Source organism: Amycolatopsis sp. lyj-108 (assembly GCF_046549005.1).
Classification (GTDB): domain Bacteria; phylum Actinomycetota; class Actinomycetes; order Mycobacteriales; family Pseudonocardiaceae; genus Amycolatopsis.
The window spans coordinates 134,727-146,384 of sequence record NZ_JAJPWQ010000007.1; the positions used below are offsets into that span (position 1 = coordinate 134,727).

Genomic DNA, 11,658 nt, shown 5'->3' on the forward strand with positions numbered 1-11,658 from the left:
CGGGCACTCCGAACCCGCAATTCGTCACCTACTTGCGTCGTCCTGGCAAGTAGGTGACGAATTGCGGGTGGTCACGGGGCCGGGGGAGTGGTGGTGCTGGTCGGGCTCGTCTCACCGGTGTCCCCGGCCGGGGTCGAGGCCGGCGGCGGGGTGGTCGTGGTGCTGGACGGCGGAGGTGTCGAGGACGGAGGCGTCGAAGACGGCGGGGTGCTCGAAGGCGGTGTCGACGAGGGAGGCGTCGACGAAGGCGGCGTGCTGCTCGGCTTCGAGGGCGAACTGCTGCCCGGCGGCGTGGTGCTGCTCGGCGGCTGCGATGTGCCGGGCAGCGGGGTCGGCGGCGTGGTCGTACCGGGCGCGGGAGTGCCGGGCAGGGTCGGCACCGGAACCTGGCCGCCCGGCGTGCCGGCGGCGACGTCCTGGGAATCGGGGGCGCCGACGGGGACCTGGCTGTCCGGCATCGTCGCGACGCCACCGCGGTAGGCCACCGCCCAGCGGATTACGGTGTCTACATAGGACAGTGAGTGGTTGTAGCGGTACACGGCCACGCGCTGGGTCTGCTCGGACGTCAGGTCGACGCCGCCGGAGCAGAGGTAGCGGCCCGAGCCCAGTGTCGCGTCGTAGATGTTGTTCGGGTTGGACTCGCCGTCGCCGTTGCCGTCGGAGGCGTAGCCCTTCCACGTCGACGGGATGAACTGCGTCGGGCCGACAGCGCGATCCCACACCGTGTCGCCGTCGTACTTGCCACCGTCGGTGTCGGGGATCGCGGCGAAGGGCCCGGCGCCGTTGAGCTGCGGGCCTCGAATGGGTTCGAGGGTGTCGCCCTTGGCGTCGACGTAGCCGCCGCGCGCGTGGTTCGACTCGATGCGGCCGATGCTGGCGATCAGCGCCCAGTCGATGTGGCAGCCGGGCAGTTCCTTCGCGAGGATGTCGGCCGCGTTCTTGTACGCCTTCATCATGCTGGCGGGGATGCCGAGCGCTCCCGACGGCGCGAACGAGCCACCGACATTGCCGGTGCCGCCGGGGACGATCAGCGGATCGGGGTTGGGCGGCTCGGGGAGGCTGCCGTCGACGGCGATCTCCGGGACCGTGCCCGCCGGCGGCTGCCAGGCCGCGGCCTGGTTCTGCGGTACCGACGGTTTCGGCGCGGCGATCGGGGTGTCCGGACCCGCCGACGCGGTGACCGCGGGCAGGACGGCGAGTGCGCCACCGGCGAGCGCGAAGGCCGTCCGGTGCCGGGCGGACAACCTGTCCGTCTGTCGAGGGCGGTGCTTCGGCATGTTTTCTCCCGCTAGGTCGACTCCGGGCAAAACTATCCGATACAACCGAATTTTGGGGACGACGCAACGAAAAACCCGCGAACCTGTCGAGTTTTCGTCCGGCCGGCACAAGACCTTCGTAGTGAAGTTGTCAATTTCACGCTGAGTTCACCGAAACGTCAGCAGAATCGTCGGTCGCTTCGCGGGCATGGTCTGAACCGCGTGCAAAGAAGCCTTTGCACAATCTCCTTTGCACGGCTACCTTGGTGTCATGACCGGTCCGCCGCCCCCCGAAGAGATCGCCGACGCCGCCGTGCTGAAGGCGGTGATGCACCCGTTGCGCCGCCGCATCATGGAGGCGTTGGGCCGCGGGCCCGCGACGGCGACGAAGCTGGCCAAGGAACTGGGGGAGAGTTCGGGCGCGACCAGCTATCACCTGCGGGAACTGGCGAAGTACGACTTCGTCGAGGAGGCGCCGGAACTCGCGCACGGCAAGGAGCGCTGGTGGCGCGCCCGGCAACGTGACATCCGCTGGCCCCGGCACAGCGAGCAGAACGACGAGATGCGCGCGGTGTTCGACGAGGCGCAGCGCGCCGCGTTCACCGAGGACCTCGAGCAGATGGCGCGATTCCTCGATCGTCGCGGCGAGCTGGGCGAATGGGGCGACGCGCTGGTGTTCTCGCGCGGCTCGGTCCACGTGAACCTCGAAGAGCTCAAGCAGTTCTGGGAGGAGTACCTGGACTTGCTGCGCCGCTATTGGCGGCCGGAACCCGGCCCTGGCGCGAGGAAGGTGTTCGTGCGCTGGACGGCGTTCCCGGATCCCGACGGGGAGGTGCAGGAAGGGAAGTGAAAACCGGTGGGAGAGCGGCCACTCGACCACCGGAAACGCGTCACCACGCCGGACGGCGTGTCTTCACGAACGACTCCACATGCAAAGGGGGAGCAGCATGCTGCTCTGGAAAAGAATCGCGGCCGTCGGCGCCGCGGCGAGCCTGCTCGCGGCGGGGACCGCGACGGCCGCGCAACCGCCGGACGGAGTATCCCGGGCGGACGCCACCATCCGCTATACCGAGTACGGCATTCCGCACATCGTCGCGAACGACTGGGTGAACCTGGGCTTCGGGCAGGGGTACGCCGCGGCCAAGGACAACATCTGCGCGATCGCGGACGTCGCGATCACGACCCGGGCGGAGCGTTCCCGCTGGCTCGGCCCGGACGTGCCGCCGACGAGCGGGGTGAGCCAGGCGAGTTCGAACCTCGCGAGCGACCTGTACTTCCAAGGTCTGAACGAAAGCGGCGTGCTCGAGCGACTGCTGTCGGAGCCCGCGCCTCGCGGGCCGTACCGCGAGGTCCGCGAGCTGATCCGCGGTTACGCCGAGGGGGTCAACAAGTACCTTCGCGCCGGCGAGATCACCGACCCGGCCTGCCGGGGCACCGGCTGGCTGAAGCCGATCACCGAGCTCGACGTCTATCGGCACAGTCACGCGGTCGGCATGATCTTCGGACAGGGTGGGGTCGCGGATTCGATCACCGCGTCGCGGCCTGGTGCACCGCCGGCGGGTGCCGGTACCGAGCAGGTGCTCGGGGAGACCGGGGTCGGCAGCAACGCGATCGCGATCGGCTCGACCGCGTCGGCGAACGGCCGCGGTGTCTCGCTGGCCAACCCGCATCTGCCATGGCAGCTGAGCGGGACCAGGCTGTGGCAGTCGCAGCTGAGCCTGCCCGGCAAACTCAACGTCAGCGGCGCCGGAATCCCTGGTATCCCGATGATGTGGCTGGGACACAACGAAACCGCCGCCTGGAGCGGCACCGCCACCGACACGACCCGCACGTACACGCTGTTCGAACTGAAGCTCGTGCCCGGATCGCCGACGACCTACCTGGTCGACGGAAAGCCCGAGAAGATGCGGCGGGCCGACGTGAGTGTCCTGTCCCGTAAGGCGGACGGGGCCTTGGAACGCGTCGTGCGTCCACAGTGGACGACGAGGTACGGTCCGGTGACGACCCGACTCGGGCAGCGAGAACTGCCGTGGACGGCGTCGAGCGCATTCGCGATCGCGGACGCCAACGCCGGGAACCTCGGCATGACGAACTCGATGTTCGCGATCGCCCGCGGCCGGACGGCGGGGGAGATGATCGGCGCGGTCCGCGAGACGCAAGGGCTGCCGTGGATGAACATCCTCGCCACCGACGATCGCGGCCGGGTGGAGTACAGCCAGATCCACGGGGTCCCGCACGTCACCGACGAGAAGGCGGCGCGCTGCAACACCCCGCTGGGCAAGGAACTGTTCGACTCCGACGGTGTCGCGGTGCTCGACGGTTCCAGGACGGCCTGTGCGTGGGGCCGCGACCGTGACGCGCTGAGGCCGGGCGTCTTCGGCCCGTCCAGCCTGCCGAACTTGAGCCGGCCCGACTACCTGGCGAACTCGAACGACAGTTACTGGCTGTTCAATCCCGCCGAGCCGAAGACCGGCTTCCCCAGAATCGTGGGACCGGTTCGCAACGAACAGAACATGCGGACACGGGGCGGTTTCGTCGAGATCGCCGATCAGCTGAAGAAGGGCGGCTTCACTGGGCAGGCGATGCGGGACCTGATGTTCTCGCACCGGGATCACGCCGCCGAACTCGTGCGGGCCGACGTCGTCACGATGTGCCGCACGATGCCGGGGCCGGCCGCCGCGTGCGCCGCGCTGGCGGGCTGGGACGGTCGTTCCGACGCGGACAGCCGGGGCGCGCTGCTGTTCGACCGGTTCTGGTCCACTGTGGACCGCCTGGGGCCGTCGATCTGGAAGGTACCGTTCGACGTCAAGGATCCGGTCCACACGCCCAACACCCTCGATACGGGGAACGCCGCGATCCGCAAGGCACTCACCGACGCCGTCGCGGAGCTGAACGCGGCGAAGATCCCGCTCGACGCACGGTATGGCGACAACCACTACGTCGTACGCGACGGCCGGAAGATCCCGCTGGGCGGCGGAACCGCCGGACGTGGCGTCTACGACTCCCTTGGCGGACCATGGGATCCGGCCCGCGGGTACACGGAGTTCACGCACGGCGGGACGTACCTGCACGTCGTGGCGTTCAACGGCACCGGTTGCCCGGACACGACGACGCTGCTGACCTACTCGCAGTCCGCGAACCCGAAGTCCGCGCACCACAGCGATCAGACGGAGCTGTACTCGCGCAAGCAGTGGGTCACCGAACGGTACTGCGAGAAGGACATTCTCGCGTCGCCGTCGCTCGACGTGGTCCGGGTGAGCAGGCGATGATCGCGGCGCTGCTCGCGGCCGCCGTCGTGGTGGTCTCCTCACCGATGCCCGCCGCCGCTCCGACCGGCGACGTCTCGTTCACCAGTCACGGCGTGACCTTGCACGGGACGGTGGTCGCGCCGGAGGGACGTGGTCTCGCACCGGGCATCGTCATGGTGCACGGCTCCGGCGAACACGACCGGGACGACTACCGCACCGAGGCGGAAGCCTTCGCCAAGGCGGGGATCGCGACCCTGATCTACGACAAGCGGACCGAAGGCTATTCGCTCTTCGAACGGGACTACTCGGTCCTCGCCGACGACGCGCTCGCCGCGGTGCAGGCGCTGCGCTCGCGTCCGGGCGTGGATCCCGCCCGCGTCGGGGTATGGGGTTTGAGCGAGGGTGGCTGGGTCGCGCCGTTGGCGGCGTCGAAGTCGAAGGACGTCGCTTTCGTGGTCACTGTCGGCGCGAATGGGGTTTCGCCCGATCGCCAGCAGTCTTGGGCGTTCGAGACCTACCTGCGGCGCGGCGGGGTCACCGGCTCGATGGTGGACATGGTGGCGTCGACGAACATGCGGACCCTCGCGGGCGCCGGAGTGTTCCCGGAGGCCGGATATGACCCGGTGCCGGTGCTCGAGAAGGTGCGGCAGCCGGTGCTCGGCCTGTGGGGCGAACTGGATCGGCTCACCCCGCCCGGCGAGGCCATCCGGATCTTCCGGGAAACACTGGAACGGGCGGGGAACCGGCAGTACACGCTGAAGGTGTTCCCGCAGGCCCAGCACGGGCTCCGGCGGACCACGGACGGTTTCGACAAGCTCGACGGCTTCGCGCCCGGCTACCTCGACCTCGTCGGAGCCTGGGTGAACGGAGTGAGGAACGAGCCGTCCGCCGATCCGCCGCCACCGCAGGCGAGCCAAAGTGTCGCGCTGGCACCGCTCGCCTGGTACGAGGCGCCGTGGGTGCAGATCGGGGTGTGGGCGCTGGCGTTGCTGGCGTTCGCCGCCTACCCGGTGACGGCGTTGTTCCGTCGGCGCAAGGAAGTCCCGCTCGCCAGGCCAGCACGCTGGCTGGCGTCGACCGGCTTGCTCGCCACGGCGGGTTTCCTCGCCTACTACATCGTGCTGACGACGGGCGCCGCGATGGCGCCCGGTCCGGTCCTTTTCGGACGGACACTGCCCTGGCTCGCCTTGCAGCTGGCCGCGATCGGTGTCGTCATCGCCGGTGTGGTGACGGCGGTTTCGTGGTGGCGGAAGAAGGAACGCGGGGGAGTCCGGGTCGGCCTGCTGCTGGCCGGAGCGGTGCTGTTCGTCCCGTGGGCGGTCCACTGGGGACTGCTGGTGCCGTGAGACGAAAGCGGCCGCGTTTGCCGGCCGCAAGTACATGATGGCCCCCTTCCTGTACCTAGGCGCAAGGAAGGGGTCCTTCATGTACTGGGGCGCGGTCCGGCGTGGGCTTTCGCAACCTCGCCTCGGAACTGGCCAAGAGCCTGGGTGCCGGGCGGCCACCCGGCACCCAGGCGGACGGAAGCCGCGTCACCACGCCCGAGGGCGTGTCTTCACGAACGGACCTCCGGGTCAGAAGATACTCAGGACTTCGGGGTGACGGCGAACCGGCGCAGTTGCAGTGCCGGGTTCTTGGCCCGTACCTCGGAGATCCGGTCGGCGGACAGCTCCCCGGTCGCGGTTCCCGTGCGTTCGCCGAGCGAGGCGACGACGACGCCCATCGGGTCGACGATCATGCTGTGCCCCGAGCCGGTGGGGGCGGCCTGTCCGGCCGCGACGAGGTAGATCGTGTTTTCGATCGCCCGCGCCCGGACCAGCGTGGTCCAGTGGTCCTCTTTGAGCGGGCCGGGCATCCACTCCGCGGGCAGCAGCACCGCGTCCGCGCCGGCGTCGACCAGACGGCGGGTGACCTCCGGGAACCTCAGGTCGTAGCAGGTCTGGAGGCCGAACGTGATCCCGTCGACCTCGAACGTCTCCGGGGCTTCGATGTCACCGGGCCGGACGAGTTCCGATTCGCGGAAGCCGAAGGCGTCGTACAGGTGGATCTTGCGGTAGAGCGCGGCGATCGCTCCGTCGGGACCGGCCGCGACCAGCGTGTTCGAGATCCGCTCGCCATCGGGGAGCGCTTCGTTGATGCCCGCGACGACGGTGATCTGCCGGTCCTTCGCGAGACCGCGCAGCTCGGTGACGAACGGCCCGTCGAGTTCTTCGGCCGAGGTCACGAATTCGCGGCTCATCGTCGGTACGGTGAACAGCGAGTACTCGGGCAGCACGATCACTCGCGCGCCGCGGTCGGCCGCTTCGCCGACGAGGGAGGAGACGCGCGCGAGGTTGGCCTCTTTGTCGTTGCCGGGCGCGAACTGCGCCACCGCGACGTGCACCATGGGACCCCTTCCAATAAGTGGACCTCTTGTATACATGATGGATACTTGGCTGGTCCAGGTGTAGGCTCAGTCGCGGAAAGTAACGACATAGAGGGGAAACGAGATGACTGTGACCGCCGAAGGGGGCGGCCCGGCGCGCGAGCGGGTCTACACGTGGCTGCGCGACGGAATCATCTCGGGCGAGCTGGAAGGCGGCCGTTTCCTCGACGAAATGTGGGTTTCCGGCGTCGTCGGCGTGTCAAGGACGCCGGTGCGCGAGGCGTTCCACCGGCTGGCCGCCGAGCGGTTCATCAGCCTCCTGCCGCGCAAGGGTGCTCAGGTGCGCACGGTCACCGCCAGGGAACTGGAAGAGGTCTACCAGAGCAGGCGGCTGATCGAAGGGCACGCCATCGCGGCACTCTGCGCGAACCGGGCAGGCGCTCCCGCCGAACTGCCCGAACTCATCGAAGCGATGGCGAGCGCCGGTGCCGAACGCGACTGGTTCGCCGTTTCGGGATTCGACCGCCGATTCCACCGGGCCATCGTGAACGCGGCGGGCAACACCGTCCTGGCCGAGCTTTACGACACCCTGCGTTCGCGGCAGCAGCGGGTCACGGTCCGCGCGCTGGAGGCACGCCCGGAACGGCTGACGGTGATCAACGAGGAACACCGGGCGCTGGTCGCCGCTCTGGACGACCACGACGTGAAAGAGGCGTCACGGTTGCTGGAGGAGCATTTGCGGCCGGTGTCCGAAGTGATGTCGGTGCTGCCTCAGGAAGGTTGACCCGGCTGGTCGTGCGTCGCGCAGTGGATCCCGCCGCCGCCCGAGGCGATGGCCGAGATCTTCACCGGCACGATCTCGCGGCCGGGTAGCCGTTCGCCCAGGATCCGTCGCGCGCGTTCGTCCGCCGTGGCGTCGCCGAACTCCGGCACGAAAACCGACTTGTTCGCGACGTAGAAATTGGCGTACGAGATCACACTGTCTTCGCCGTAGGCCTCGACCTTTTCCGGATCCGGCTGGACGAGATCGATCACCGTGAAGGGTCTGCCGTCGGCGTCGGTGGTACTCGCGAGCACCGACCTCGCCTGATCGGCCGCGCGGGACCACGAGTCGGGCGGGGAGCCGGGGGCCGCCTTGTCCATGAGGACGACGCCGGGCGCGGTGAACCGGGCCAGGCAATCGACATGGGCATCGGTGATGTCCTCGCCGCGGACGCCCGCGAACCAGATGACCTTCCGGACGCCGAGCACCTTCTTCAGTTCGTCTTCTATCTCCTGGCGGCTCCTGCCCTTGTTGCGGTTGTCGTTGACCAGTGAGCTTTCGGTGACCATCAACGTGCCGGCGCCGTCGGTCTCGAACGAACCACCCTCGGCGGTGATCCAGGTTCCGGTGCGGGCCAGGCCGTACTCGCCCAAGACGGACCTCGCGACGGCGTTGTCCTTGTCGTACGGCTTCTGTTTGCCGCCCCAGCCGTTGAAGTTGAAGTCGACCCCCGTGACCTTGCCCGCCTCTTCCACGAACACCGGGACGGTGTCGCGCGCCCACAGGTCGTCGACCGGGATCGGGACGACCTCGACGGTGTCACCGCACGCCCGCTGCGCGGAGCCGGCGTGCTCGGGCCGGGCGAGGATCACCACCGGTTCGAAGCCGGCGATCGCTTTGGCGAGGCCGGCGATCTCTTCGCGGACGGCGGGTAGATCCTCCGCCCAGATCGACTTCGACGCGGGCCAGGAGAGATAGGTGCGCGCGTGGCTTTCCCATTCGGCGCCCAGCCTGCGGCCCGCGGCCGCGGCGGGGGTTCCTTCAGGATCCGCACACGCCCCGCTTCCGGCGGCGACGGCGCCGGCCGCTGTCATCGCGCGCAGAACCGTGCGGCGGGGAAGGGACGAATCGAACACTCTGCACTCCTTGGGCGGGCCGGTTGTGACACTCTAGCATCCTGACTGAAAATTCAGTCAGGATGCTAGAGTGAGACCTGTGTTCGAACGTCAGCAGAAGATCTTGGAAGCGGCCGTGCGAGTGATCGCGCGCAGCGGTGTGCGGGGCCTGCGGGTCGAGAAGATCGCGGCCGAGGCCGGGATCTCGACGTCGCTCATCTACTACCACTTCACCAACCGGGCCGGGCTGCTCCGGAAGACACTGGAGTTCGTCAGCGATCGCGCCGCGGCGTACACCGAAGAGGCCGCGGCGGAGGCGGCGGATCCGCGCGCCGAGCTGGAACTGATGTTGTTCGGCGAGCTTCAGGACACGCAGGCGGTGAAGGAGAACAGCACCGCCTGGGGCGAACTGCGGGCCAGCGCGGTCTTCACCCCCGAACTGCGCGAACCGCTGGCGGAGTCGACCCGGATCTGGGTGGCCGAGGTCGCCGAGGTGATCCGCCGCGTCCATGACACCGGTGCCGAGGCCGAAGACGCCGCGGAACGGCTGACCAGCCTGGTCGAAGGACTCAGCGAGCGGTGGCTTTCTGGTTCGATGGAGCTGGACAGGGCGCGGGGTCTCCTGCGGGACGCGATCGCGCTGGAACTGGACAGGGTGGGGGCCTGATGGGACTCGAGAAGGTCGTCGGCGTCATGCGTGACAACCTCACGGTCCGGCGCGTCTACGGCGAGCCCGTGGAGAAGGACGGCGTCGTGATCATCCCGGCCGCGAACGTCGTCGGCGGCGGAGGCGGCGGGCACGGGGCCGAACAGGACAAGGAAGGCGAGGGCGGTGGGTTCGTACTCGCCGCGCGACCCGTCGGCGCTTATGTGCTCAAAAACGGTGACGTGCGCTGGGTCCCGGCGGTGGACGTGACCTTCCTCGGCGCGGTGTTCGCCGTCATGGTCGCGACGATCCACCGGGCTCGGCGCCGGTGATACCGGTGAGGATGAGATCGATCCCGGTGAGGAACTGCTCGCGATCGTCGTGCTCGCGTACCTCGTCGGCGATAGACCGCAGGAACGGGAATTCGGCGGGATCGAGCTCTTCCCACGTCTTCGCCGCGGCGCGGAGGAATTCCGCGCGGTCCACGCCGGGCCCGAGCACCTCGGAGTTCGCGATGTTCTGGCCCGCGGCGCCGAAGATGTAGTGCACCAGCGCCGAGGTCGCCGTGAACCAGGTGGCTTCGGGGGCGCCCAGCGCGCTGACCCGGCGACCGATGCCTTCGAAGATCCGCGGCGTCACCGAGCCCCAAGGGCTGCGCGAGAGCTGGGCGGTGAGTTGCGGGGGCAGCCAAGGATGCCGCTCGATCGCGTCGAACAGGCCGAGCGCGATCGCGCGGATCTCCCGCACGGGTGAGCCCGTGGCCTCGACGGTCAGAGCGGCGCCGACGACGGACGCGGTCGCGGCGTCGAGCAGCGCGCCCTTGTTCGGCACATGCCAGTAGATCGCTCCCGGGCCGGTGGAGAGGCGTTCGGTCAGCGTCCGGAAGGTGAGCCCGCGCTCGCCGGCCGCGTCGAGCAGTTCGACGGCGGCCTCGACGATGCGCTCGCGGGACAGTGCCTCCGCGCGTGTCCGTGCCATGCCGTCATCCTGGCAGAGCGCCGTTCCGGATCGAGCGGACGCGGATGCGGCGGGTGTGAGGATGTCGTGAAGGGCCCCTTTGAGACGATGAAGGTCTCAAAGGGGCCCTTCACGACATATGAGTTCGACGTTCACCACCAGCCGAGGGGAAGAGGCGCGGGCAGGCGGCTTTCGGGTTAGTTTGCCCGTATGGCGAAAAGCGCGGCGGTGGAGATCGAGGTCGGCGACCGGACGGTGCGCGTCTCCAACCCGGATCGCGTCTATTTCCCGGCGCGAGGCGAGACGAAGCTCGACCTCGTCCGGTACTACCTCGCGGTCGGTGACGGGATCGTACGGGCGCTGCGGGAACGGCCGTGCATGCTGCACCGGTTCCCGTCCGGGGTTTCGGGGGAGAAGGTCCACCAGAAACGGGTCCCGAACGGTGCCCCGGACTGGCTTCAGACCGTCCGCGTCGACTTCCCCTCCGGCAGGCACGCCTACGAACTGTGCGTCACGCATCCCGCCGACGTCATCTGGGCGGTGCAGATGTCGACCGTCGAGTTCCACCCGTGGAACTCCCGTCGCGCCGACACCGAACGCCCGGACGAGTGGCGGATCGACCTCGATCCGATGCCCGACTGCCCGTTCTCGATCGTGCGGAAGGTCGCCGGCACCGTCCGCGAGATCCTGGACGAACTCGGCATCACCGGCTGGCCGAAGACCTCCGGCGGACACGGCCTGCACGTCTACGTCCGGATCGAACCGCGGTGGGGGTTCCAGGAGGTCCGCCGGGCGGCGCTCGCCTTCGCCCGCGAGGTCGAGCGCAGGATGCCCGACGAGGTCACCACCACCTGGTGGCGCAAGGACCGGGACCCGGCGAAGCTGTTCGTGGACTACAACCAGAACGCCAGGGACCACACCATCGCGAGCGCCTACTCGGTCCGCGGCGTGCCCGAAGCCGTCGTCTCGACCCCGATCACGTGGGACGAGATCGACGACGTCGAGCCGCGCGAGTTCACCATCGCCACCGTGCCCGCGCGCTTCGCCGAACTCGGCGACCTGCACGCGGGCATCGACGACACGGCGTACTCGCTCGACACCCTGCTCGAGTGGGCCGATCGCGACGGGCTCGAAGCCGAGGGTTCCAGTGAGCGGTAGGGCGAGGTGGGGTGGTACTCGTGACCGGACGGGTCACGTGGCACTGTGTGGATTTCCGGTCATCCAACGCACCAAAATCCACACAGTCGGCGTCCTGGGCGGACGTCACGGGCCGCCGGCCTGCACCACGGACACGCCACTTTCGCCTTA

Annotated in this window: 11 protein-coding genes; 7 read left to right on the forward strand and 4 right to left on the reverse strand. The window is 68.8% G+C overall.

The features are described from left to right. Window positions 1–71: 71 nt before the first annotated feature. Window positions 72–1,277 (reverse strand): lytic transglycosylase domain-containing protein, encoded by a 1,206-nt coding sequence (locus ACLJO0_RS25190; RefSeq protein ID WP_410580828.1) that lies wholly within the window; start codon window positions 1,275–1,277, stop codon window positions 72–74. 250 nt (window positions 1,278–1,527) lie between these two features. Here ACLJO0_RS25190 and ACLJO0_RS25195 point away from each other — a divergent pair, with 250 nt between their 5' ends. The 3 genes from ACLJO0_RS25195 to ACLJO0_RS25205 all read left to right on the forward strand — a co-directional run bounded on the left by ACLJO0_RS25195 (window position 1,528) and on the right by ACLJO0_RS25205 (window position 5,850). Beyond that, on the forward strand, window positions 1,528–2,106 hold the full coding sequence (locus ACLJO0_RS25195; RefSeq protein ID WP_125796872.1) for an ArsR/SmtB family transcription factor: 579 nt from the start codon (window positions 1,528–1,530) through the stop codon (window positions 2,104–2,106). A 97-nt stretch (window positions 2,107–2,203) separates the two neighbouring features. After that, a complete protein-coding gene (locus ACLJO0_RS25200) occupies window positions 2,204–4,525 on the forward strand; it encodes a penicillin acylase family protein (RefSeq protein WP_410580830.1) in 2,322 nt (773 codons plus the stop codon). Then, on the forward strand, window positions 4,522–5,850 hold the full coding sequence (locus ACLJO0_RS25205; protein ID WP_410580831.1) for an alpha/beta hydrolase family protein: 1,329 nt from the start codon (window positions 4,522–4,524) through the stop codon (window positions 5,848–5,850). The genes ACLJO0_RS25200 and ACLJO0_RS25205 overlap by 4 nt, the downstream gene beginning before the upstream one ends. Before the next feature lie 239 nt (window positions 5,851–6,089). Here ACLJO0_RS25205 and ACLJO0_RS25210 read toward each other — a convergent pair whose 3' ends face one another. Beyond that, a complete protein-coding gene (locus ACLJO0_RS25210) occupies window positions 6,090–6,890 on the reverse strand; it encodes a carbon-nitrogen hydrolase family protein (protein ID WP_410580833.1) in 801 nt (266 codons plus the stop codon). 103 nt (window positions 6,891–6,993) lie between these two features. On the opposite strand from ACLJO0_RS25210, the gene ACLJO0_RS25215 reads away from it, so the two are divergent. Beyond that, window positions 6,994–7,653 carry a GntR family transcriptional regulator gene (locus tag ACLJO0_RS25215; RefSeq protein WP_410580835.1) on the forward strand — a complete coding sequence of 220 codons (660 nt, stop codon included), beginning with the start codon at window positions 6,994–6,996 and terminating at the stop codon, window positions 7,651–7,653. Here the strand turns inward: ACLJO0_RS25215 and ACLJO0_RS25220 are convergent. Next, window positions 7,641–8,768 carry an agmatine/peptidylarginine deiminase gene (locus ACLJO0_RS25220; RefSeq protein WP_410580836.1) on the reverse strand — a complete coding sequence of 376 codons (1,128 nt, stop codon included), beginning with the start codon at window positions 8,766–8,768 and terminating at the stop codon, window positions 7,641–7,643. The two genes, ACLJO0_RS25215 and ACLJO0_RS25220, sit on opposite strands and share 13 nt — an antisense overlap. 70 nt (window positions 8,769–8,838) lie before the next feature. On the opposite strand from ACLJO0_RS25220, the gene ACLJO0_RS25225 reads away from it, so the two are divergent. Continuing rightward, the gene (locus ACLJO0_RS25225; RefSeq protein ID WP_410580837.1) at window positions 8,839–9,414 is read left to right on the forward strand and encodes a TetR/AcrR family transcriptional regulator; all 576 of its coding nucleotides are present in this window, start codon (window positions 8,839–8,841) and stop codon (window positions 9,412–9,414) included. Next, window positions 9,414–9,725, forward strand: coding sequence for a sporulation protein (locus ACLJO0_RS25230; RefSeq protein ID WP_410580838.1), 312 nt, complete (start codon window positions 9,414–9,416; stop codon window positions 9,723–9,725). The genes ACLJO0_RS25225 and ACLJO0_RS25230 overlap by 1 nt, the downstream gene beginning before the upstream one ends. On the opposite strand, the gene ACLJO0_RS25235 is transcribed toward ACLJO0_RS25230, so the two are convergent. Beyond that, on the reverse strand, window positions 9,688–10,371 hold the full coding sequence (locus ACLJO0_RS25235) for a TetR/AcrR family transcriptional regulator (protein WP_410580839.1): 684 nt from the start codon (window positions 10,369–10,371) through the stop codon (window positions 9,688–9,690). The two genes, ACLJO0_RS25230 and ACLJO0_RS25235, sit on opposite strands and share 38 nt — an antisense overlap. Window positions 10,372–10,560: 189 nt before the next feature. Here ACLJO0_RS25235 and ligD point away from each other — a divergent pair, with 189 nt between their 5' ends. After that, window positions 10,561–11,508: a non-homologous end-joining DNA ligase gene (gene ligD / locus ACLJO0_RS25240; RefSeq protein ID WP_410580841.1), complete on the forward strand. Its 948-nt coding sequence runs from the start codon at window positions 10,561–10,563 to the stop codon at window positions 11,506–11,508. The last annotated feature ends 150 nt before the right edge of the window (window positions 11,509–11,658 follow it).

Bases quoted from the DNA above. Each gene is read 5' to 3' on its own strand.
- ACLJO0_RS25235 (WP_410580839.1), bottom strand. From the start codon at position 10,371: ATGGCACGGACACGCGCGGAGGCACTGTCCCGCGAGCGCATCGTCGAG.
- ACLJO0_RS25210 (WP_410580833.1), bottom strand. From the start codon at position 6,890: ATGGTGCACGTCGCGGTGGCGCAGTTCGCGCCCGGCAACGACAAAGAG.
- ACLJO0_RS25200 (WP_410580830.1), top strand. From the start codon at position 2,204: ATGCTGCTCTGGAAAAGAATCGCGGCCGTCGGCGCCGCGGCGAGCCTG.
- ACLJO0_RS25205 (WP_410580831.1), top strand. From the start codon at position 4,522: ATGATCGCGGCGCTGCTCGCGGCCGCCGTCGTGGTGGTCTCCTCACCG.
- ACLJO0_RS25195 (WP_125796872.1), top strand. From the start codon at position 1,528: ATGACCGGTCCGCCGCCCCCCGAAGAGATCGCCGACGCCGCCGTGCTG.
- ACLJO0_RS25215 (WP_410580835.1), top strand. From the start codon at position 6,994: ATGACTGTGACCGCCGAAGGGGGCGGCCCGGCGCGCGAGCGGGTCTAC.
- ligD (WP_410580841.1), top strand. From the start codon at position 10,561: ATGGCGAAAAGCGCGGCGGTGGAGATCGAGGTCGGCGACCGGACGGTG.
- ACLJO0_RS25190 (WP_410580828.1), bottom strand. From the start codon at position 1,277: ATGCCGAAGCACCGCCCTCGACAGACGGACAGGTTGTCCGCCCGGCAC.
- ACLJO0_RS25230 (WP_410580838.1), top strand. From the start codon at position 9,414: ATGGGACTCGAGAAGGTCGTCGGCGTCATGCGTGACAACCTCACGGTC.